General features: G+C 63.3%; 19 protein-coding genes. 7 read left to right on the forward strand and 12 right to left on the reverse strand.

Annotated features, from left to right (window positions below; all coding sequences use genetic code 11):
* Positions 1-267: 267 nt before the first annotated feature.
* The gene (locus QU481_RS21835; protein ID WP_289832106.1) at positions 268-603 is read right to left on the reverse strand and encodes a c-type cytochrome; all 336 of its coding nucleotides are present in this window, start codon (positions 601-603) and stop codon (positions 268-270) included.
* A 259-nt stretch (positions 604-862) separates the two neighbouring features.
* On the opposite strand from QU481_RS21835, the gene QU481_RS21840 reads away from it, so the two are divergent.
* Positions 863-2,632 (forward strand): cation:proton antiporter, encoded by a 1,770-nt coding sequence (locus tag QU481_RS21840; RefSeq protein WP_289832107.1) that lies wholly within the window; start codon positions 863-865, stop codon positions 2,630-2,632.
* A gap of 76 nt (positions 2,633-2,708) precedes the next feature.
* Here the strand turns inward: QU481_RS21840 and QU481_RS21845 are convergent, their stop codons facing one another.
* From QU481_RS21845 to QU481_RS21860, 4 genes are all read right to left on the reverse strand, one after another.
* A complete protein-coding gene (locus QU481_RS21845; RefSeq protein ID WP_289832108.1) occupies positions 2,709-3,635 on the reverse strand; it encodes a GlxA family transcriptional regulator in 927 nt (308 codons plus the stop codon).
* A complete protein-coding gene (locus QU481_RS21850; protein ID WP_289832109.1) occupies positions 3,632-4,537 on the reverse strand; it encodes an EamA family transporter in 906 nt (301 codons plus the stop codon). The genes QU481_RS21845 and QU481_RS21850 overlap by 4 nt, the downstream gene beginning before the upstream one ends.
* Positions 4,538-4,620: 83 nt before the next feature.
* Positions 4,621-4,929 (reverse strand): DUF1272 domain-containing protein, encoded by a 309-nt coding sequence (locus tag QU481_RS21855; RefSeq protein WP_289832110.1) that lies wholly within the window; start codon positions 4,927-4,929, stop codon positions 4,621-4,623.
* An 11-nt stretch (positions 4,930-4,940) separates the two neighbouring features.
* Entirely contained in the window at positions 4,941-5,489 is a 549-nt protein-coding gene (locus tag QU481_RS21860) for an isochorismatase family protein (protein WP_289832111.1), read from the reverse strand.
* 237 nt (positions 5,490-5,726) lie between these two features.
* Between QU481_RS21860 and QU481_RS21865 the strand changes: the two genes are divergently transcribed.
* Positions 5,727-6,161 carry a DUF488 domain-containing protein gene (locus tag QU481_RS21865; RefSeq protein ID WP_289832112.1) on the forward strand — a complete coding sequence of 145 codons (435 nt, stop codon included), beginning with the start codon at positions 5,727-5,729 and terminating at the stop codon, positions 6,159-6,161.
* On the opposite strand, the gene QU481_RS21870 is transcribed toward QU481_RS21865, so the two are convergent.
* Positions 6,158-6,763, reverse strand: a complete 606-nt coding sequence (locus tag QU481_RS21870; protein ID WP_289832113.1) for a LysE family translocator — start codon at positions 6,761-6,763, stop codon at positions 6,158-6,160. The genes QU481_RS21865 and QU481_RS21870 overlap by 4 nt on opposite strands.
* A gap of 172 nt (positions 6,764-6,935) precedes the next feature.
* Between QU481_RS21870 and QU481_RS21875 the strand changes: the two genes are divergently transcribed.
* On the forward strand, positions 6,936-8,393 hold the full coding sequence (locus QU481_RS21875) for an aminotransferase-like domain-containing protein (protein ID WP_289832114.1): 1,458 nt from the start codon (positions 6,936-6,938) through the stop codon (positions 8,391-8,393).
* 186 nt (positions 8,394-8,579) lie between these two features.
* Positions 8,580-8,975, forward strand: coding sequence for a quaternary ammonium compound efflux SMR transporter SugE (gene sugE / locus QU481_RS21880; protein WP_289832115.1), 396 nt, complete (start codon positions 8,580-8,582; stop codon positions 8,973-8,975).
* A gap of 861 nt (positions 8,976-9,836) precedes the next feature.
* Here the strand turns inward: sugE and QU481_RS21885 are convergent.
* Together QU481_RS21885 and gorA are read right to left on the reverse strand one after the other, a co-directional pair.
* Positions 9,837-10,592, reverse strand: a complete 756-nt coding sequence (locus tag QU481_RS21885; RefSeq protein WP_289832116.1) for a GIN domain-containing protein — start codon at positions 10,590-10,592, stop codon at positions 9,837-9,839.
* Positions 10,593-10,837: 245 nt separating this feature from the next.
* Positions 10,838-12,196 carry a glutathione-disulfide reductase gene (gene gorA / locus QU481_RS21890; protein WP_289832117.1) on the reverse strand — a complete coding sequence of 453 codons (1,359 nt, stop codon included), beginning with the start codon at positions 12,194-12,196 and terminating at the stop codon, positions 10,838-10,840.
* A gap of 446 nt (positions 12,197-12,642) precedes the next feature.
* On the opposite strand from gorA, the gene QU481_RS21895 reads away from it, so the two are divergent.
* Entirely contained in the window at positions 12,643-13,104 is a 462-nt protein-coding gene (locus tag QU481_RS21895) for a DUF4149 domain-containing protein (protein WP_289832118.1), read from the forward strand.
* Positions 13,105-13,116: 12 nt separating this feature from the next.
* Here the strand turns inward: QU481_RS21895 and QU481_RS21900 are convergent, their stop codons facing one another.
* Positions 13,117-13,623, reverse strand: coding sequence for a hypothetical protein (locus tag QU481_RS21900; protein WP_289832119.1), 507 nt, complete (start codon positions 13,621-13,623; stop codon positions 13,117-13,119).
* 225 nt (positions 13,624-13,848) lie between these two features.
* A complete protein-coding gene (locus QU481_RS21905) occupies positions 13,849-14,550 on the reverse strand; it encodes a glutathione binding-like protein (protein WP_289832120.1) in 702 nt (233 codons plus the stop codon).
* Positions 14,551-14,856: 306 nt separating this feature from the next.
* On the opposite strand from QU481_RS21905, the gene QU481_RS21910 reads away from it, so the two are divergent.
* Both QU481_RS21910 and QU481_RS21915 read left to right on the forward strand, forming a co-directional pair.
* A complete protein-coding gene (locus QU481_RS21910) occupies positions 14,857-16,257 on the forward strand; it encodes a DUF3300 domain-containing protein (protein WP_289832121.1) in 1,401 nt (466 codons plus the stop codon).
* A 418-nt stretch (positions 16,258-16,675) separates the two neighbouring features.
* Positions 16,676-17,137 (forward strand): hypothetical protein, encoded by a 462-nt coding sequence (locus QU481_RS21915; protein WP_289832122.1) that lies wholly within the window; start codon positions 16,676-16,678, stop codon positions 17,135-17,137.
* Positions 17,138-17,754: 617 nt separating this feature from the next.
* Here the strand turns inward: QU481_RS21915 and QU481_RS21920 are convergent.
* The gene (locus tag QU481_RS21920; RefSeq protein WP_289832123.1) at positions 17,755-20,550 is read right to left on the reverse strand and encodes an AMP-binding protein; all 2,796 of its coding nucleotides are present in this window, start codon (positions 20,548-20,550) and stop codon (positions 17,755-17,757) included.
* A gap of 109 nt (positions 20,551-20,659) precedes the next feature.
* On the reverse strand, positions 20,660-20,948 hold a 289-nt coding region (locus QU481_RS21925; protein ID WP_289828758.1), incomplete at its 5' end, for a transposase.

The following is a 20,948-nucleotide window of genomic DNA, read 5'->3' on the forward strand; positions in this document are numbered from 1 at the left end:
CACCGCTATATGCCGCAGCACACCATGGCGGAGCCTGCAGAGGGCTTGCCTGACAACGCCCAGCTACTGGGCGTGTAAACCTGGAAAACCGGACCGGAGTTCTGGCCTGAAATTTACACCACCTTGATAGACGCTATCGTCAGCCAAGGCGAAATGGCGCGAAACAGCGGAATGTACATGGAGTACATGAGCATGTTGAGCGCCATTTCAACGCAGGTTCACCCGAGTGCAGCAGATCGTAAGCAGGCTCTTAACGGTGTTGAAGCCTTACTTCAAGGCATGTAGGTGGTGTTGAATCGCGTCGACTTCGGCCTTGCTTGGCGCGGCACCCTTATCGGTCTTGAAACTGCCTTTCTCCCAATGCGGCATCGGCGTCTTCAGCGCCTTGCCCTGGTCGTCGATGCCGCGTAGCACCGCCCGTTCAAACAGCTTGGGAGTCCATTCGCTGGCATCGCCAACCAGCTTTGGACCCGCACCGCCCATTCCTGTGGGGCCATGGCAGCTGGCGCAGTTCTCTTGGTACAGCGCTTTGCCATCTAGCGGCATGGCCGCAGCCCATTCACACAGAAACAGCGTTGTTACCGCAAGAAATCCAAGTTTCATGACAACCTCCACGGAAACATCCAACACAAGGTTTTCTGCAGAAACGTTGCGATTGAGCAAAGTCTGTCAAGTTGCCAATGACGAGGCGTCACAAAAACATGACAAAGATCTAATGCTCGAATGTTACAATTTGTACGATATCAGAAAGCAATCGGCGCAAGCCGCACGATTGCCCTCCCCGCCTGACCGCCCCACCGGTCTTTCCAGGCGCACCGTCATCCAGCAACGCTGGCCGCCGGCCACCAACTCCGAGGACCCTATGCACGGAGCCGACTTCCTGCGCGATCTCGCGGTGATCATGCTGATCGCCGGCGCCACCACCGTCCTGTTTTCCCGCCTGCGCCAGCCGGTGGTGCTAGGCTACATCCTAGCCGGCCTGATCATCGGCCCGCACACCCCACCCTACCCGCTGATCACCAACTCACACACGATCGAAACGCTGGCCGAAATGGGCGTGGTGTTCCTGATGTTCTCGCTGGGGCTGGAATTCAGCCTGAAGAAGCTGCGCGAGGTCGGCTCGACCGCGCTGGTGGCGGCGCTGATGGAAATCGTGGTGATGATCTGGGTGGGCTTCGAGATCGGCCGTTTCTTCGGCTGGCGCACCATGGATTCGTTGTTTCTCGGCGCCATGCTGGCGGTGTCGTCGACCACCATCATCGTGAAAGCCTTGTCCGAGCTGAACCTGAAGCGCGAGCGCTTCGCCCAGCTGGTGTTCGGCATCCTGATCGTCGAGGACATCCTGGCGATCGGCCTGATCGCGCTGTTGTCTGGCATCGCGGTCAACGGCGACATCAATATGGCCACCGTCGGCGCCACCCTCGGCAAGCTCGGCATCTTCCTGGTGGTATCTCTGACCGTCGGCATCCTGGTGGTGCCGCGCCTGTTGGCCTACGTGGCGCGCTTCGACAACGATGAGATGCTGCTGGTGACGGTGTTGGGGCTGTGCTTCGGCTTCTGCCTGATGGTGATCGAGCTGGGCTACAGCGTGGCGCTGGGCGCCTTCGTGATCGGCGCGATCATGGCCGAATCGCGCCAGCTGCATCTGATCGAGCGGCTGATCGCGCCGGTGCGAGACATGTTCTCGGCGATCTTCTTCGTGGCGGTGGGCCTGATGCTCGACCCGCGCGTGCTGGTCGACTACTGGCTGCCGATCACGGTGATCACCGTGGCGGTGGTGCTGGGCAAGCTGGTCAGCTGTGGCACCGGCGCGTTCCTGGCCGGCCAGAGCGGTCGTACCTCGATGCGCGTTGGCATGGGCTTGGCGCAGATCGGCGAGTTCTCCTTCATCATCGCCGCACTCGGCGTCAGCCTGAAGGTGACCAGCGACTTCCTCTACCCCATCGCGGTGGCAGTATCGGCGCTGACCACGCTGCTCACCCCCTACCTGATCCAATCGGCCGACCCGCTGTCGCGTCGCATCGGCAGCACGCTGCCTGGCTGGCTCACCGCGGTGTTCGGCCTGTATACCCGCTGGCTGGGCAGCCTGCAACTGAGCGGCGACAACGCGCTGGCCGCGGCGATCGTGCAGCGCTGCCTGCTGCAGATCCTGGTCAACCTGTGCCTGGTAGCCGGGGTGTTCCTCGGCCTCGCCGCGCTGTTCGAAAGCGGCGTGCTCGCCTTCCTGCCCTCGCCGCTCGATCACAAGAATGTGCTGTGGGGCGCGGCGATGCTGCTGTCGTTGCCATTCCTAGTCGCGTGCTACCGCAAGCAGAAGGCACTGGGCCAGATGTTGGCTGAAATGACGGTGCGCGGCAGTGCCGGCCGCTATCCGGCCGCCGCGCGGCAGATCATCGCCGAGCTGGTGCCGCTGCTCGGCATCGGCATCATGCTGCTGGTGATCTCGGCGGTGAGCGGCAGCCTGCTGCCGCCGCTGGAAACCCGCTTGGTGGTGCTGGGCGTGGCGGTGGTAGCGGTGCTGCTGCTGAGCCGCCAGCTGATCCGGCTGCACTCTCGGCTGCAGATCGCACTGCAAGAGACGCTGGAGACCCCGCCCGACCCGCTCAAACCGGAACGCCATGGCCACCACTGAGCCGTTCGGCCAACCTTGACTCGGCCAACCCCGCCTCGCGCGGGGTTTGTTGTTGGACGAGCCCGGCCGACGGTGCTCAATCGTGCCGCGATTCGGCCAACCGGCTCGCCTGCCTCCACGCCTTCGCCGACGCGAAGCCGGCCGCCAGCGCCGCCTTCTCCTTGCCGAGACCGCTGGCGCGCCACTGCTCGGCCAGGCTCAGCCGCAGCGCGGTCTGGTAGCCGAGCACGGTGGTGCCGCTGTGCTCGCGGAACAGCCGCGCCAAATGGCGCGGGCTGACATGCGCCTGTTCGGCCAGCTCGTCGAGCGACCAGCGCCGCACCGGGTCGGCGGCGATCAGGTCCTGCACCGCGTGCACCTTATCGTGCAGGTGGTTGCGGTAGGCCAGCCACGGCGACAGCGCCGGGTCGGCCGGACTGCGCCGGAAATACACCACCATGTGGCGCGCCACCTGGCGGGCGAGATCCGCGCCCGCCAGCTCCGCCACCAGGAACAGCGCCAGGTCGATGCCGGCACAGATGCCGGCGCTGGTCGCCACCGGCCCGTCGCTGACGAACACCCGGTTGGCCTGCACCTGCGCGCCTGGCACCCGTTCGGCCAACGCAGCCAACAGGCTGAAATGCGTGGTGCACGCGCGCCCGGCGAGCAGCCCGGCCGCTCCGAGAAATAGCGCCCCGGAGCACACCGCCGCCAGCCGCGCCCCGGACGGCGCCGCCCGCTCGGCCAACCAGCGCACCAGCGCCCGCCCCGCCGGTGCGTCGACATCGTGTTCGTCGTTCACCGTGCCCGGCACCAGCACCAGCGCGTCGGCCGGCACTGCCTCGGGCAGCGGCTCGAGACCGGACAGCGCCAGCCCCACCGAGCTGGTCAATTCGGCGTCGGCCGACACGAAGCGCAGCGCGAACGGCGCTCCGCAGCGTGCCGCCACCCGGAACGCCTCGGCCGGGCCGGCCAGGTCCAGCAGCATCACGTTCGGCGGCAGCGCGAAGATAACCTCGCTCATGGTCGGCTCGCCACCGGTTGGCCGAGTCGTGCCAGCCAACGTTGGCCGAACACGTTCAGCACCAGCCCGGCCATCAGCATCAGACTGCCGGCCGCCTGCCAGCCGTTGAGCCGCTCGTCGAGCACCAGCCAGGCGGTGGCAAGGCCCACTACCGGCACCAAGAGCGAGAACGGCGCCACCTTGCCGGCCGGATGACGGGTCAGCAGCCGGCTCCACAGCGCGTAGCCGAGCAGGGTCGCAACAAAGGCGAGATAACACGTGGCGAACACTGCCGCCCCGGTCAGATGGGTGAGCGTGTAGGCAATCTTGTCGGCGCCGTCGAAAGTCAGCGACAGGCCGAGGAAGGGCAAGGGCGGGATCAGGCTCGCCCACACCACCAGCGCCAGCGGGTCGGGCCGGTATCCGGCGCGGCCGATCGCGCGCACCACCACGTTCGACGTGGCCCAGGACAGCGCGGCGGCAATGGTCAACGCGAAGCCGATCAGGCCGAGCGTACCGCCCTTGCCGATACCGATCAGCACCAGGCCGGCCAGCGCACACAGCAGGCCCAGCAACTGCGCCGGCTGCCAGCGCTCGCCGAGCCAGGCGGCGGCGATCAGCAGCGTGAAGAAGGCCTGCGACTGCAGCACCACCGACGCCAGGCCCGGCGGCATGCCGAGCTTGATCGCGGTGAACAGCAGCGAGAACTGGCCGACGCCCATGGTCAGTCCGTAGGCCGCCAGCCAGCGCCACGGCAGCGCCGGCTTGCGGATGAACAACAGCGCCGGGAATGCCGCCAGCGTGAAGCGCATCGCACCGAGCAGCAGCGGCGGCACGTCGGCCACACCCCACTTGATCACCACGAAATTGACGCCCCACACCAGCACCACGGCAAGCGCCTGCAACAAGTCTGCGAACGGCATCGCCTGCTCTCCTGGATTCAATCGACAAACATTACAATAGCATAGCGAGGCCGCCACGGGCCCCGCCCTGCCGAACAACCGCGTCAGCGCTGCTGCGGTGGCACGTCGCGGATCTCCGCGGCGAACGCCGCATGCGCTTCTGCATCGACCGGCTTGTACACCACCCGCGTGCCGGCAGCATGGTGCACCAGGTCGTTGCCGTTCTTCCAGTTGCGCGCCGGGCGGATCGGCCGCGGCGCGAAACCGCCGCCGCAGTTCGGGCAGACATCGCCCAGCACCGTATCGACGCAGTGCGCGCAGAAGGTGCATTCGAAACTGCAGATGCGCGCCTTGAGCGAATCGGGCGGCAGCGGCGCGTTGCAGTGTTCGCAGCTAGGTCGTAGTTCCAGCATGGTCAGCCCTCCTACAGGGCCGCCAGCGCGTCGGCGACGCTGGCGATGCGGGCGAAGCGGCCCGACAGCACCAACTCGGTGCGCTCGCGGATCTCGGCGGCAGTGAAGATGCGGCCAGTAACCGGATGCACCATGTCGAAGGTCAGCGTCGCGGCGGTCACGTAGTCGACCCGGTAACCGAGGTCGGACGCCACCCGGGTGGTGGTCTCGCAGCACTGCTCGGTGCGGATGCCCGACACGATCAACCGGCGGATGCCGCGCTCGACCAACCAGGCACCGAGTTCGGTATCGGTGAAGGCGTTATGGACATGCTTAACGAACAGCGCGTCCGGCTGGTCCGGCAGCCAAGCCATCGGTTTGACCAGGCCGCTGTCCGGGCGGAACTCCGGGTCGTCGTCCTGGTGCAGGATGTACACCACCGGCGCGCCGGCGGCGCGACAACCGGCGATCAATGCGAGCACGCTGTCGCGGAATGTTGGCAGCTCGCTCTCGTCCCAATAAGGGCGGTGTTGAAACGATTGCTGAACGTCGATCACAAGCAGTGCGGTGTCGCTGGCCATGTCGGTTTCCCATCGGGTGAAAGATGGCCATAGCGTAGCCTGCGACAGACACCGTCACGATGCCATTTCATGACAAGAGAGGGGCAAATCCGGACATCGTTGCTGAGCCATCTCCTCCGGCGCTGCGAAATATATCGTACAGTGATATAAATCAAAGTGCATTATCACTGCATCGGCCATTTCTCGACCGACTGCCGAGCCGGCAATGCCGCACCGCCGCTCGACGAAGGAGACCGCATGCCGTCCCGCATCCATCTCGTCCGGGTCTACGACCTGCCGCCCGGCACCCAAAACGCCTTTCTGATCGACCGACTCTGGCCACGCGGCATCAGCAAGACCGAGCTGAAGGACGTCCGTTGGCTGAAAGACGCCGCACCCACGGACGAGCTGCGCCGCTGGCTGCACGAACAGCCCGAACGCTGGCCAACGTTCTGCCAGAAGTATTGGCAGGAACTGCTCGCCCATCCTGAACACGTGCAATCGCTGCTCGGCACAGCACGGCAAGGCGATGTGACGTTGGTCTACGCCAGCCGTGACACCGAGCACAATAACGCCCAAGTGCTGAAGCAATTCCTGGAGGCGCAACTAGCCGCCGACGATCCCGGCATCGAGCTGGCATCGCCGGTCTGTTACGCGAGCGAGTTCGACAAAGGCCCCGAGCACAACGCTTAGAGCACCAGCATCAACTCGTCCACCATCAACCATACCGCCGTCCCGGCCATCAGCGCCGCCATCGTGCCGTTGAACAGGCGCAGACCCCGCGCGGTGGCGAGCCAGTGGCGCATCCGGTCCCCGGCCAGCGCCCAGACGCCGATGCACGGCAGGTTGATCAGCCCGCACAAGAGCGCCAGCAGCACGGCATTGCTCAGCAGATTGCCGTGCGACGGCATGAACAGGATCGCAGTGTTGATCACCATCACCCAGGCCTTCGGGTTCAGCCACTGGAACGCCGCCGCGCCGAACAGCCCCATCGGTTTGGCATTGCCGCCGGCCCCCGGCTCGCCGGCGCGCCAGATCTGCCAGGATAGCCACAAGAGATAGATGCAGCCGGCGATCGCCAGCGGCACGCGGATGGCGGTCAGCCAGTTGAGGATGAACGCCAGCGCCGCCGCCACCACCGCTACCTGGAACGCGTGGCCGCTGCTGATGCCGAGCATGTGCGGCACGGTGCGGCGAAACCCGAAGTTGACGCCCGACGCGGCGAGCATCAGGTTGTTGGGGCCGGGGGTGATCGACATCACCCCCACATACGACATCAAGGCCAGATCCAGCATGGCAAGCTCCTTTATCACGAGAAACCCATGCTAAGCTCTGTCCGACAGAGGTGACAGATTCAGAAACAGACTATTGTAATGGTGTCAGTTGCAGTACAAAACCAACTGTCACCATCGCAATCGGGACTTACTGTCGCTATGCCCGCGTCACACTCCGGATCAAGCTTGAGCCATGGACACCCTGCTTACCGCCCCCGCCAGCCTCTACCAGCAGCTCGCCGACGAGCTGGCCGGCGCCATCGCCAGCGGCACGCTGCCCCCAGGTGCGCGCCTGCCGTCGGTGCGCCAGAGCGCCAAGAGCCGCACGCTGAGCCTCAACACCGTCACCGCCGCCTACCGGCTCCTGGAAGACCGCGGCCTGATCGAGGCACGGCCGCAGTCCGGCTACTATGTGCGCGCCCGCTTGCCGGCGCCCTCGCGCAGCGCTCTGAATGATGCCGGCGCTGCACAGCCCACCGATGACAAGGTGCTCGACCTGATCGGCAGCGTACTCACCGCGCAGCAGACCCCCGGCTACACCGACCTGGCGCTGGCCTGCCCGAAGGGCGGTGATTTCTACCCGGGCGCGAAGCTTGCACGGCTGTTGTCCGGCGTGCTGCGCCGCCAGCCGCAGCTGATCGGCACCTATCCGCTGCCGCCCGGGTCACTGCGGCTGCGCACCCAGATCGCGCGGCGCATGCTGGCGCTGGGCATGCGCGCCACGCCCGACGACATCGTGCTCACCCACGGCTGCATGGAGGCACTGCAACTGGCGCTGCGCGCCACCACACGCCCCGGCGACGCGGTCGGGCTGGAGTCGCCTACCTACTTCAACCTACTGCCGCTCTTGGCCAGCCTGGGGCTGAACGCAGTGGAGATTCCCACCCGACCTGACACCGGCCTGTCGGTCGACGCACTGGAGCTGCTGCTAACCGAAGGCCGGCTCGCCGCCATCGTCGCAATGCCGAACGTGCACAACCCGCTCGGCTGCAGCATGCCGCTAGCGGCCAAGCAAAGGTTGGCCGAACTGGTCAATCGCTACAAAGTGCCGCTGATCGAAGACGCGCTGTACGCCGAACTGCAGTTTGCCGACAGCCCGGCACCGCTGGTGAAGGCGTTCGACCGCGACGGCTGGGTGCTGGTCTGCGCCAGCTATACCAAGACGCTGGCGCCGGACTTTCGTACCGGCTGGTTGGAACCGGGCCGCTTCGGTGACGCGATCCGTCGGCTGAAGTTCGCGTCCACCGTGTCGGAGCCGGCCGTGCTGGCCGAAACGGTGGGGCTGTTTCTCGAATCGGGTGGTTACGACCACCACCTGCGCAGCTTGCGCCGCCACTACGCGCGCCAGGTCGACACGGTGCGCGGCCTGATCGAGCGACACTTCCCACCTGGCACCCGCGCTACCACCCCCACCGGCGGCTTCCTGCTGTGGGTGGAGCTGCCCGAGGGTTGCGACACCGAGGCGCTGTTTCACGCGGCGCTGAAGGAGCAGATCAGCATCATGCCCGGCACGTTGTATTCGCCCGGCGGCCGCTACCGCCACTGCCTGCGGCTGTCCTGCTGCTACCCGCTCGACGAGCACTACCTGGCGGCGATTGCCCGGGTCGGCCGGCTGGCCACTCAGCAGCTGGAAACCGGTTCGCTGCCTTGACCCCAGCAGTGATGGCATGCGACTCTTCGAGCCAATCGCTGAATGATCCAAGCCGCCGAGAAAGCCCTCCGCAGCGGTTTTGCTCGACGCGCTGCCGCAGAAAACGAGGTGTAGCCGAAGTTTCTGCAAAGCTACAGCACAAGTCATATGGCAAGGCAGCGCAGCACCGCCAGAAGGGCTTTATTGGTGGCCGTCACCACCCCCGACCGGGACGACCCGGCCGGCGTATCCATCCTGGGGACGACCCCGACCGAGTCAACAATGATGTATTCCTGGATAGCCCTGGTAGTCGCTGGGCTGCTCGAAGTGTGCTGGGCTATCGGCCTGAAGGAGTCGCAGGGTTTCACCCGGCTGTGGCCGTCGGTGTTCACGGCGGTGACGCTGAGCACCAGTTTCCTGCTGCTCTCCTGGGCGCTGAAACAGTTGCCGGTCGGCACCGGCTACGCGGTATGGGTCGGCATCGGCGCCTGCGGCACCGCCATCATCGGCATGGTGTGGCTGGGCGAAGCGGTGACGCTGTTGCGCGTCGGTAGCCTGATGGCGATCGCCGCCGGCATCGTCGGGCTGAAGCTGGCCGGCTGATTTTCCACCGCCACCGAGCCGATCGCGCCCTGCCCGATCGGCTTTTTCCTGTACACCCTGCCGCCTACGCTGGCAAGAGCCCCACCCCACCGTTCGAGGCGCCCCCCTCCCCGCCTTACCAAGCTGCGGCCCGCCCCGACTCACCGCTCTGCGCCTTTACGCTTTTTTTATGCAAGCCCTGCGCAGATTGACTCATTTTTTATGCCCGCATGCTTAGGATGACATCAACGCAGCGAGTCCAGCGTCGCGTTTCCGATCGGGAGGCAGTCATGAGTCTGTTTATGTATCTGTTGAGTGAACCTTTGCACGGCAATCGGGACGAAGCCACGTTTCATCGACGTGCACAAGCATCGGAGCAGGGTGCCCCCCACCCTTTCCCTATGCCTGTCGTCCCCATAGCCATGAAGGCTCATCGCCGCTTATGGCTTGGCTGCACCGTCTGAATCGGTATTTCACCCATCCATAACCCTGCAAACGTCCGCTTGTCATGCATAAACCAAACAGCCGAGGAAAGCTGTTCTCCAATAGCCTGTTCCTGCACCCCCAACCGAAAAAACCGGCCTCGAAACCCCAATCGAAACCGCAAGAAGAAGCGAAGAACGCCTACCGGGGCAGTCTGTGGGCCCCTTACTACACCGGCAAGGCTGCAAAATGATCGACGGCGACCCTGCCAGGGCCACTCGGGCGGTCTGTCACGACAAGGCCGCTCCACTTACTAGGCGGCCGCAGCCGGGCGGCCGGGTCGTCGACTATTCGCCGATCGCCATGCGTGGCGCTCGCGAACGACTGCAGACCCGCAAAAAACCGCTGGCCCCGCCATAATGAACGGGGCCAACGGTTTACAACGAATGAGACAGCACCTCAGTCGAACGACACCTGCCCCGACCCCACGCGATTCACCGAACGCTGGGCCGGCTTGCCGTAAACCCGGACGTCGCCCGAGCCGAGCAACGCCACCTGGGCTGCTTGCGAGGCGTAGGCCTTTACGTTACCCGAGCCGGACACTTCAACCGACACCGCGTTGGCCTGAAGCGCGGACACGTCCACCTCGCCGGAACCGCTGATCCGGGCCTCGACACGCCCCGACCTCCCCGACGCGGTGACATTGCCGGAACCGCTGACCTCGATGCTCAGCGTTCGCCCGGCCAGGCCCGAAGCGTTGAAGTCCCCGGCACCGACCAGATTGACCGACTCCAACCCAGAACTGCCGGTCGCTTCAATCAGGATAGGCTGGTTCATCACCACCGAGCCGTTCAGCTTCACGACCAATCGCCCCCCCTCCAGTGTGGTGCTGAGCAAGGGCAGTACATCGGCCGGAGCGGTCACCTTCAGCGTCGAACGCTCACCGACCGTATACGACATCCTCACCGGCGCCTCGATGGTGATGGCGGAATAGGCTGGCATCTTGCGCTCCTCGGACCTGGCCGGACCGCTGGCGGTCACCGTACTGTGCCCGCCCGATACCACCTGACCGTTGACGATCACCACGCTGTCACCGCTGCTGTCGACCACCACGCTGCTGGAATAGCTGGCGGCCAGGCAAGACTGGCCGGCCATCAGCACGGCACACACCGCAGCGCTACCCACGCTGGTGGCGTTGAAAACGAGAGCTTTCATGACGTTTCCCTGATCTGTCCGGCGAGGGGCAATGCACCGGTGTCCGCGCGGCAGGGCGCCGTTGATACCGGCCCCTTCGGCCCTGACCAGGTCGCCCCCCTCTCGAGAGGATAGAAAAGCCACTCTCCGGAAGCCAGCACCACCGTCGCGAGTAGTGACAACATTCACCGTGGCAGGCCCTCACGCAGGGCCGTGACGCGACCAACGATCATGTACCGGGTGAGATGATTCACTCGTTGGGCGCATCAGCCGCCGAGCGGCGTTCTCAGCGTGACAAACTCCTCCGCCATGGTCGGATGGATGCCAAGGGTCTCATCGAACACCGCCTTGGTCGCTCCAGCCTTCAGCGCTACCGCTAGGCCCTGCAGGATCTCGCCCGCCTCGGGGCCGACCATATGGCAGCCGAGCACCCGATCGTTATCCACATCCACCACCAGCTTTATCAGCGCTCGCTCCTGCGACCCGGTCAGCGTCAACTGCAGCGGCCGGAACCGGCTTTCGAACAGCATGACCCGGTGCCCACGGCGGACAGCTTCCTCTTCGCTGAGGCCGACCATGGCGATGTTCGGCAAGCTGAACACGGCGGTCGGAATCAGCGCGTAGTCGAGCGGACGGTATTCCTCCGGCCGAAACAGCCGACGCGCCACCGCCATGCCCTCGGCCAACGCGACCGGGGTCAGCGCCACGCGCCCGATCACATCGCCGATGGCGCGAAGCGAGGGCTCGGTGGTGCGATATTCGTCGTCCACCTCGATAAAGCCGTTCTCGTCCAGCTCGACCGCGGTGTTCTCCAGCCCCAGCCCGTCCAGCATCGCTCGTCGCCCGGTGGCGTAGAACACGCAGTCGGTCCCCAGCATCCGGCCATCCTTCAGCGTGGCGGCCAGGCTGCCGTCAGCCTGCTTGTCGATACGGGCAATATCGGCGTTGAACTGCAGGCTCAGGCCCTTCTTCGACAGCTCATCGCGAAGATGCTCTCGCACGCTGCGGTCGAAACCGCGCAGAAATAGCTCCCGCCGGTACAGCAGCGTCGTCTGCGCGCCCAGACCATGAAAGATCGAGGCGAATTCGACCGCGATGTAGCCGCCACCGACCACCAGCACGCGCCGCGGCAGCTCCTTCAGGAAAAATGCCTCGTTGGAGGTGATCGCATATTCCTTGCCGGGAATATCCGGCATCTGCGGCCAGCTGCCAGTGGCGAGCAGAATATTTGCCGCGCTGAAGCGCTGGCCGGCGATCGACACGGTATGCGCATCACAGAGCGTGGCGTGCCCCTCGAACAGCGTCACGCCACTGTTGACCAGTAGGCCGCGATATACCTCGTTCAGCCGTTGTATCTCGCGGTTCTTGTTGGCGACCAGCGTGGGCCAGTCGAACCCCGGGTGGACAGCCTCCCAGCCGAACCCTGGCGCATGTGCAAAGTCGTCGCTGAAATGCGCTCCATACACCAGCAGCTTCTTCGGCACGCAGCCAACGTTGACGCAGGTCCCGCCCAGATAGCGGCTCTCGGCTATCGCCACTCGGGCGCCGAAACCGGCCGAGAAACGTGCAGCGCGCACCCCACCCGACCCCGCACCAATCACAAACAAGTCGAAATCGAAAGACATCATCGACCTCCATGGCCATCCGCCACGACGGCAGTCACATGACAACGCTTTTAACTATAGGAGCAGTGTTTGATATTGGACGGTGCCCTGCTAAGGGCCTGTTCAAAAAAGTCTTTCTTCGGCCGCAACCGGCTCCTGCCGGATGCCGCGCTAGATAGAGCGCCCCGTCGTAGTGTCATTCACTGCCAGTGAGTGAACGACAACGCGATGTGCCGGCAGGTACCGGCCCAGGAGGGCTGGCTCAAGCGCAGGGGAAACGCATAAGAGCCTGTTCAAAGTCTTTTTGCGGCCGTAAAAAGACTTTGAACAGGCTCTAAGGCGCCAGCAGCAATCTTCCAGCCTTCAGCTTGCCCAAGCCGCCTGTTTAGCGCATGGATATCCATTCCGACCGGCCACCGAAAGTATAAAATGCCAAGTTCCAAGCACACTCAAGACCAAGACCCCCCATGACACCCCAGCCGCTCCTCCTCTTTCTGCATATCGCCAGCGTCACCCTGTGGGTCGGCGGCATGTTCTTCGCCTATGTCTGCCTGCGCCCCGCCGCGGCGGCGGTACTCGAACCACCGCTGCGTCTCAAACTGTGGCGCCAGGTGTTCGAGCGCTTCTTTGTCTGGGTATGGGGTGCTGTCGTCGTCATCGCAGCCAGTGGCATGACCATGCTCGGCCAAGTCGGCTTTGCCGCAGCCCCGCGCAGCTGGCACCTGATGCTGGCGCTGGGCACTGTGATGATCGCCGTCTTTGTCTACGTGTTTGTCGTGCCCCACGCTGCCCTCAAGCGGGCCGTCGCCGCCGAAGACTGGAAGGCGGCTGGCGCCGCGCTCAACCGCATCCGCCACGCGGTGGGCGGCAATCTGCTGCTGGGCGTGGTGACCATCGCGGTGGCGACGCTGGGTCGCCTGCTTGCCTGAGCGGTCGAACAGTCAGCGCGACATGCCCGGTTCGGGCGGTCTGAGCAACCAGGCCCCACCGAGCGTGACGATGCCGAACACGAGGTGAGCGAGCAGTGTGACCGCACCTCGGCTCACGACAAACCACGGAAACAAAGCGGTAAAGCCGTACAGATTGACGGCGTAGATACCAAGACCATACAGGGCGCCACCGAGCAGCACCATGCGGCGGTGCAGGCGCCCTGCGATGGCCAGTGCCAACGCGGCATAGCCGACGGACAGGGCGAAATGGATCAGTGTCGCCACCAGCAACACTCGCCACGGCCAGCCCGGTTGCGGTGCCAGCGCGTCACGGCCCAGCAAGATGGCGGCTGTAAGTCGCGCATCGCGCAGCAGCGTCGCCAGTACCGGCGTCCCTTCCAGCCACCACAACAACAATTGCGCGACCGTGGCAAGGGTGCCGGCCGTAATACCTACCAGCACCGCCTGCATCGATGCGGAGGAAAGGATGCCATGCCGCCGATCGAACCAGTTCACCATCCTACCCTTCCCTCAAGACTCACCGCGGCTGCGCCTTCTCCGGCGATAAGCGTTCGCCCAAGAACAGCTCCCCAAGGCCGGAATCAGATAGCTGACCACCTCGGCGCGCCAGGCACCAACCCCGACATCCCTCGCCGGAAGAACAGCACCTAAGCCTGCGCCATGCAAACCACCGCCAGCCCGAGTAGGCCCTCAGCTACTCAGGCCGGCCGAACTGCCGCTCTTCTAGAGTGCAGTCGAAGCAGCTGTCTGGCCGAACAGGATGCGCCGCGCTTCTTCGGACATCGGGTTGGCACGCGAGTAGCTTTCGGCGACGCCCTCGTAAGCGCGAACCGTGGCAGGCCGGGCCGCGATCGCATCGAACCAGCGCTTCAGGTGCGGGAAATCGTCGAGGTTCTGACCGTGAGCCTCGTGAGGCACGATCCACGGATAGGCGGCGATGTCGGCGATCGAGAACTCGCCCGCCACATACTCGCGGTCGGCCAGGCGACGGTCCAGCACGCCGTAGAGCCGGTTGGTCTCTTTCTCGTAGCGTTCGATCGCGTACGGCACCTTTTCCGGCGCATAGACGTTGAAGTGACCGTTCTGCCCAGCCATCGGCCCCAGACCCGCCACCTGCCAGAACAGCCACTGCAGCACTTCGGCGCGCCCAGCCAGGTCGTGCGGCAGCAGACGGCCGGTCTTTTCGGCCAGGTAAAGCAGCATCGCGCCCGACTCGAACAACGAAATCGGCGCCCCGCCTCCTTCCGGCTCATGGTCGACCATCGCCGGGATCTTGTTGTTTGGCGAGATCGCCAGGAACTCGGGGCGAAACTGCTCGCCCTTGCCTATATCGACCGGGATGATCCGATAAGGCAGGCCAACCTCCTCCAGGAACATCGTCAGCTTGTGGCCGTTCGGCGTCGCGCAGTAGTACAGATCGATCATGGTGGGTTCTCCGTGGGTGCAGTTATGACAATATGATGCCCGCTGTGGCCTTTGACGAGAGCCATAACTCGGGATTGTTACAGGGCCAAGTTTTGCTCTGACCATCTGGCATCTCGCGCGCTGCTGACCGGTCGCAGGGGGCTGAGCGATGCAAGTTCCACTGGGCTGGGTCAGGCCCGGCAACGGCAATAACTGTTAACGACTGCCGGCCTTTCCACTCAATACCCGTAGCTATAGTTGAACTGGAGCGAAGCGTCACTTTGTAGTCGAGTGACTGGCCTAACCCGGGTTCGATGGGGTGTAGGAATGCGCTCCCTGTTCGTTGTATTGCACCGTATCCTGATCGTGCTGATCTGCTGCCTGCCGCTGGCGGCCAGTGCGGCGCGGCTGAGCGCGCCGCAGCTCGAGCAGCTGGTTGCGCCGATCGCGCTCTACCCTGATCCATTGCTCTCGCAGATACTGATGGCATCGACCTACCCGGCCGATGTCGCCGCTGCCGCCGCCTGGATACAGCAGCACCCCGAACTGAGCGGTGATGCGGCCGTGCAGGCGGTACAGGATCAGAGTTGGGACCCGAGCGTGCAATCGCTGATGGCCGTGCCTGACGTGCTGGCGCTGATGGGTAGCCAGCCCGGCTGGGTTGACTCGCTGGGCCAGGCCGTCCAGGCCCAGCCTCAGGAACTGATGGCTGCAGTGCAGCGCTTGCGTATGCACGCCGAGCAAGCCGGCTATCTGAACGACAGCGAGGCACAAAACCTGGTGGTCGAGCCGGATGAGAGCCTGGCCATCGAGCCCACCGACGAGGAGATGATCTACCTGCCCTATTACGACCCAGACGTCGTCTACGGCATCTGGCGCTACCCGGCCTTTCCGCCGTTCTTCTTCCCGCCGCCTTGGGGGCACGGCATCAATGTCCGCCACCATCACGACGGCATCCGCTTCGGCAATGGCATCGTCGTCCACCACGCGCTGTGGGGGGGCTGCGACTGGCACGCCCATCGTCTGTTCGTCAACGTTGCCCACTTCAACGCAAGCAACCCGCAGCGGACGCTCGCTGCGACGGCCGACACGTTGACCTGGCATCGTGGCTCACTGCCGGCGGCCGCGCCCGTGTCAGCACGTCTTGCACCGGCACCTACCGGCGCAACGGCCCCAGCCCAGCCCGGCCGCCAGAGGAAAGCTACCCCATCCCAGCCCGATGCCACGCTCGGTGCCCGACACGCCTGGACATCGCCACTGCGCCCGATCATCGCACCTACGCAGCTCGCCCGTCCGACGGAACCGATGCCGGCCCCGCCCAACACCACGCTCAGTACCCGTCATGCCTCGACATCGCCGCTGCGTCCGGCCATCGTTCCCGAACAACTCTCCCACCCCGCAATAGCGCCACGGGCACGGCCGACCGACACGCTCGGCGCCCAACACGCAGCCTCGCCGCCAACCGTGCGGACGTGGGCTCCGCCGCCACTCCCGGCCGCTAGAGCGCTGCCGGTAGCCCCACGTCCATCCTATCCGGTGCCGTACCGGACACCTCAAGGCCAAGGAGCCGCCCCGGTCCAACGGGCCCCGAACACACACTTTAGCCGGGCAGCAACGCCGGCCTATGTTCAAGCGGTTCCCTACCGCCCCTCCGAGCCAGCGCCTGCACGAGCCGAACCGAGCTTGAGCGGCTCGCGCAGCTTCGGCCATTCGGGCGGTTATCGCTAGCCAATACCCATTCTGCGAGCGCTTTCATCTTTCTTCTCATTGTCGAATGATTGGCCTTAACTTCCCGCTATCTTCAATTCTTGCAAGAAGCTGGATGGGCTGCCTGAACGAGTTGTACCAGTGGTCGACTCACCCCAACTGGGCAGCCTCTCGGCTGCTGGCCGCAAGCGGAGTCTATTGTTGGCGACGGCCAAGCACCACAGCGCCAGTAGGCCGGCCTGTGGTGACAGGGAAGAAAGGCGCGAAGATCATGAGTGCTCCAAGCGGTGTGGAATCGGTACGCCGCTCGGCTTGATCCCGTCCTGTTCGACTACTGATTTCACAACGAACAAAGGCAAGCACAGCGCAGATATGTTGTGCCTGCCTTTTTCGTGTCTAATGGGCATGCCTTTTGCACATCCCAACGAATTATCAGCCCATGAAACACCTAGTCATTACCCTGCTTTTTGCCACCGGTCTCGCTTCCGCTGGCGACCTGCCCAACCCGCATATGACGCCCGGCGCGACCAATCCGGACGTGACCCAGGACAACATTCAACAAACGGTGTGCGTGAAGGGTTACACCAAGACGATCCGTCCGGCAGCCTACTACACCAACAAACTGAAGAAGACCCAAATAAGTCAGTACGGCTACGCGGATACCGACCCGAAACACTATGAGGAGGATCACCTCATCAGCCTGGAAATCGGCGGAGATCCGCAAGACGAGCGAAACCTATGGCCAGAGCCGTGGAAATCGCAGTGGAACGCGCACGTGAAGGACAAACTGGAAAACAAACTGCACAAGATGGTGTGCGCTGGTGAGATCTCACTCGCCGAAGCACAGAAGGCAATGGCCACCGACTGGATCGCGGCCTATAAGCACTACGTGGTCGATTAAGCCGGCCAGAAGAGGCCAACGAAACCGCCCCTCGTGGGCGGTTTGCTTTTAAGGCCAGCCTCCGGAATGGCGGCGAGAAAATCAGCAGGATGAAAAGGCTTCGCGGGTTGATGCAGGAATAGCTAGCCCACGACGTAATACTGCATGCTGTTAAGCCATTCTGCCCTTCCTAATAGCCCCAAGAACCGCTACCTGGCACTAATCCGCGCCATCCTTCGCAAGGCGCGTGATGAATGGGGATGGATCGACACGATCCCATCGGCAAGGCTGGCGCCGGAACCGCGCCGGCGGATTCGTTGGCTGACCCTAGAAGAGGCCGAGCGGCTGATCGACGCACTCCCCCTCTTAACCATGCAGAGGTTGTCCACTTTGCGCTGGCCACCAGGCTGCGTCGGGCGAACCTGCTTGGTCTGGAGTGGCGTCAGACCGACATGGCCCGGTGTGTCGCATGGGCTCACCCGGATCAGACCCAAGGCGCATCACGCAATCGGCGTGCCGTTGAATCAGGTAGCAATCCACGTGTTGCGCCGGTAAGTGGGCAAGCACCTGACCAACAGATTCACACCGACCGCAGTGAACCAAGCAAGCCGATCAGGCCCGAGACTTGGAAGAAAACACTAAGGCGACGCGTCATGTTCGCCACATAGCAAAAGCATTGCGCGCCTTGTCTCCTGGCTCAGCGACACGACCTCACTCCACCCTGAACTGACCGGCTTTTTACTAAGTCCAACTTCAAAGTCAATAGGGGTGTGCCGTAGCAGCCAAGTACCATCGCGTAATGCGACGCGAGTGCCACGCAAGGCCGCAACGACCACCGGAACACCGGCGCGGGAAGCGGCAATGAACGCTCCCAAGTGAAACGGCTTCAACCCCGCCTCACGGCTGAAAGTACCCTCGGGGAATACCAGCAGGTTTTCCCCAGAGCGCAGGGCGTACACCATCACGTCGACGCTCTCCATGCTTTGTTGAACGTCAGTGCGCTCGATAAAACGGGTGCCTAGGCCGGTAAGCAGGGCCTTCAGCAATGGCTGTGCTGAGAGTTCGCGCTTGGCGGTAAAAGTGTAGCCGGGCGAGGCGGGCAATAAGGCAGTGAGCAGCAGTACATCCAGATAGCTGGCATGATTGACCAGCAAAACATGGGGCTCTGTTGGCAGGTGTTCGAGGCCAGTAATTGCCAGCGGCAGCTTCAACATGCGCACGCCAGCACGCGCCGCTGTACGGACGATACGCCGCCCTAGAGCCGGCCGCTGCAATGCAATGGTCAGCCCCCCGGCCGGCAGGGCTAGCACCAGTAATACTAGCCAGGCATAGATACCATAGAGCCATGCTGTGAGCTGTCGATACTTGATTCGAATTCGGGCCAAGCCCGTATTTCTCCAGAGCTTCAGGGGCAGAGGGTGAGCCTCGGTACCCTTACCGCTTAGCTCGCCACGCTCATAAGCCTGTCGGCAAGCCTGGCGCCGAATCTTGCCGCTAGAGGTTTTGAGAACGGAGTGTGCCGGCGCCAGCACGATATCGTCTGCAGGTGTGCCGATGATGTCGATAGCCGTTTGACTGATGCGCTGCCGCAACGAATCAAGCGCGGCAGAACTCCGTTCGCGGGTTTCAGCGAGCACAACCAAACGCTCCGTGCCGTGTATTGGGTCAGCGCTGGCAAAAACTGCCACACAACCCTTGCGGATGTTGGCCAGTTCCCCAATCGCTTCTTCCAAATCATAAGGGTAAAAGTTACGCCCTCCCCGAATGATCAGGTCTTTAACACGGCCGGTCAGATAGACCTCTCCATCTGCCATATACGCGTTGTCGCCGGAATCCAGCCAATCATCGTGGAAAAGTGTTTTGGTTGCTTGGGCGTTACGGTAATAGCCATGGGTTGCGGAGGGGCCACGGAACTCCAGTTTCCCGATTTGGCGCTCCGGAAGTTCCTTCCCGTCTTCTCCTACCACACGGATTTCATGCTCAGGCAAGGGGCGGCCGCAAGAAGGGATCTGCAACACGTTCTTATGATCTGTCGCTGCCACCACGGCTACGCCGTCGGTGGCGAACGGTTCCTTCTCAATCCTATCGATGCGCGGGCCACGTCCAATCGGCGGGAATGCCAGCCCTACCGAAGACTCGGCCAACCCGTACACTGGGGCTAAGGCTGCTCGGCGGAAACCGTACTGGGCGAAGCGGTCTGTGAAGCTGCTCACTGTGGCAGGGCTCACTGGCTCGGCACCATTGAATGCGAAGCGCCAGCTCGACAAGTCCACATCTTTTAAATCGCGGTCGTGGATCTTGTGGGCGCACAGTTCATAGGCAAAGTTAGGGCCTCCCGACAGGGTCGCGTGATGGCGGGAGATCGCCTGCAACCAACGCGCTGGCTGGGCGAGAAAGGCAAGCGGCGACATTAGTACCAATGGAAAACCATGATAAAGCGAGCCAAGCCAAGCGCCGATCAGGCCCATGTCGTGGTAGAGCGGCAGCCAGGAGACAGCAATGTCCTCAGGGGAGGCGTTGATGGCCCTGCCCATTCCTCGGATATTGGCGAGCAAGTTGGCGTGCGTGAGCATGACCCCCTTTGGATCCCCCGTGCTACCTGAGGTGTATTGCAGGAAAGCGAGATCCGAGGCTCGTGCCGGGAAGCACTGATTGGTGGGGGCTCCGGCCAGCTCCTGCGGCGTGAGTACCATGACAAGGTTGTCGACTGCGGCGCGAATCATCACGGCCACAGACTTCGCTTCTGCGATGGTGATCATCAGCACCGTGCCGGCATTGGACAGAATGCGGGCGTGGCGGCGTAGATGCTCCTCGAGCTGTGACAACCGTGTCGGTGGATAAATCGGCACCGGGACGCAGCCGGCCAACATGACACCGATGAAACTGGTCAGATAGTCGAAGCCGGTTGGCAGCATCAGCGCGACAGTCTGCCCAGGCTCTAGACCTCTTTCGATCAGGCCTCCAGCGATCATCCTGCCTGCTTCGAATAACTCGCGGTAACTTATAGGTTGCACCGCCTGCTTCTCGTCGTACAACAGCACATGTACGCGATCCGGCTGGTTATCGACATGCCAAACCAGTGCTTCGGTCAGGGTGCGAGCATCATGCGGCTGCGCCACAGTGCTGCTCCCACCCAGCGGCACGACAACGATCTCAGCTTTGGGTTGGGCCGGTTGCTCAAGGAACTGGAGTAGATCGCGCGGTGTTTCCGCCCGAGAAAGTGCATCATCGGGCAGCTGTATGCCGAAGGCCGTGCCCACCCTTTGGACCAGCTCGACCCGGGCCAAGCTGTCAAACCCCAGTTCGCGCTCAAACGAACTGTCGAGAGTAATGCTGCCCGGATTGGCCGGGTGCATTTCTCGCCGCAGCTGGCTGATGACTTCTAGCAGTCGCTTGACCTGTTCGGCTGTGGCGAAGGGTGGTTCGGAGGGCATGAAGGCTTCCCCCTCTATGGCTGTACGAACTACAGATGTCCCTAAGTTTGGACTGAATCGTCTCCACTTTTCCAGGCGTTGTTACATACTAAGCTTTGCAAAAGTATTGTCACTGGCAGGCATATTGGCACTCAGGCTGGCGGAAGAACGATTTCACCAGCCCGGGTAGCTTTTGGATTCGACGCAAGGCGCCGATTGCTAGCCGCTTCATTTCCTCATGGTTTTGCACCAGACGCTTTGATACCTGGCGCTTCACGTGCGCCCAGACCTGCTCGTCCGGATTCAGTTGCGGCGAGTAAGGCGGCAAGTAGAACAGGTTGAGCTTGCCTTCCAAGCTCTCCACATAGTCCCTGACCAGCTTCGCCTTGTGGATCGGATGGCCATCGACGATCACAAAC

The organism is Crenobacter oryzisoli (assembly GCF_030385785.1).
Classification (GTDB): Bacteria; Pseudomonadota; Gammaproteobacteria; order Burkholderiales; family Chromobacteriaceae; genus Crenobacter_A; species Crenobacter_A oryzisoli.

What these genes read in the sequence shown, in the direction of transcription:
- QU481_RS21835 (WP_289832106.1), bottom strand. Translation starts at nt 603, where the DNA reads ATGAAACTTGGATTTCTTGCGGTAACAACGCTGTTTCTGTGTGAATGG.
- QU481_RS21840 (WP_289832107.1), top strand. Translation starts at nt 863, where the DNA reads ATGCACGGAGCCGACTTCCTGCGCGATCTCGCGGTGATCATGCTGATC.
- QU481_RS21845 (WP_289832108.1), bottom strand. Translation starts at nt 3,635, where the DNA reads ATGAGCGAGGTTATCTTCGCGCTGCCGCCGAACGTGATGCTGCTGGAC.
- QU481_RS21850 (WP_289832109.1), bottom strand. Translation starts at nt 4,537, where the DNA reads ATGCCGTTCGCAGACTTGTTGCAGGCGCTTGCCGTGGTGCTGGTGTGG.
- QU481_RS21855 (WP_289832110.1), bottom strand. Translation starts at nt 4,929, where the DNA reads ATGCTGGAACTACGACCTAGCTGCGAACACTGCAACGCGCCGCTGCCG.
- QU481_RS21860 (WP_289832111.1), bottom strand. Translation starts at nt 5,489, where the DNA reads ATGGCCAGCGACACCGCACTGCTTGTGATCGACGTTCAGCAATCGTTT.
- QU481_RS21865 (WP_289832112.1), top strand. Translation starts at nt 5,727, where the DNA reads ATGCCGTCCCGCATCCATCTCGTCCGGGTCTACGACCTGCCGCCCGGC.
- QU481_RS21870 (WP_289832113.1), bottom strand. Translation starts at nt 6,763, where the DNA reads ATGCTGGATCTGGCCTTGATGTCGTATGTGGGGGTGATGTCGATCACC.
- QU481_RS21875 (WP_289832114.1), top strand. Translation starts at nt 6,936, where the DNA reads ATGGACACCCTGCTTACCGCCCCCGCCAGCCTCTACCAGCAGCTCGCC.
- QU481_RS21885 (WP_289832116.1), bottom strand. Translation starts at nt 10,592, where the DNA reads ATGAAAGCTCTCGTTTTCAACGCCACCAGCGTGGGTAGCGCTGCGGTG.
- gorA (WP_289832117.1), bottom strand. Translation starts at nt 12,196, where the DNA reads ATGTCTTTCGATTTCGACTTGTTTGTGATTGGTGCGGGGTCGGGTGGG.
- QU481_RS21895 (WP_289832118.1), top strand. Translation starts at nt 12,643, where the DNA reads ATGACACCCCAGCCGCTCCTCCTCTTTCTGCATATCGCCAGCGTCACC.
- QU481_RS21900 (WP_289832119.1), bottom strand. Translation starts at nt 13,623, where the DNA reads ATGGTGAACTGGTTCGATCGGCGGCATGGCATCCTTTCCTCCGCATCG.
- QU481_RS21905 (WP_289832120.1), bottom strand. Translation starts at nt 14,550, where the DNA reads ATGATCGATCTGTACTACTGCGCGACGCCGAACGGCCACAAGCTGACG.
- QU481_RS21910 (WP_289832121.1), top strand. Translation starts at nt 14,857, where the DNA reads ATGCGCTCCCTGTTCGTTGTATTGCACCGTATCCTGATCGTGCTGATC.
- QU481_RS21915 (WP_289832122.1), top strand. Translation starts at nt 16,676, where the DNA reads ATGAAACACCTAGTCATTACCCTGCTTTTTGCCACCGGTCTCGCTTCC.
- QU481_RS21920 (WP_289832123.1), bottom strand. Translation starts at nt 20,550, where the DNA reads ATGCCCTCCGAACCACCCTTCGCCACAGCCGAACAGGTCAAGCGACTG.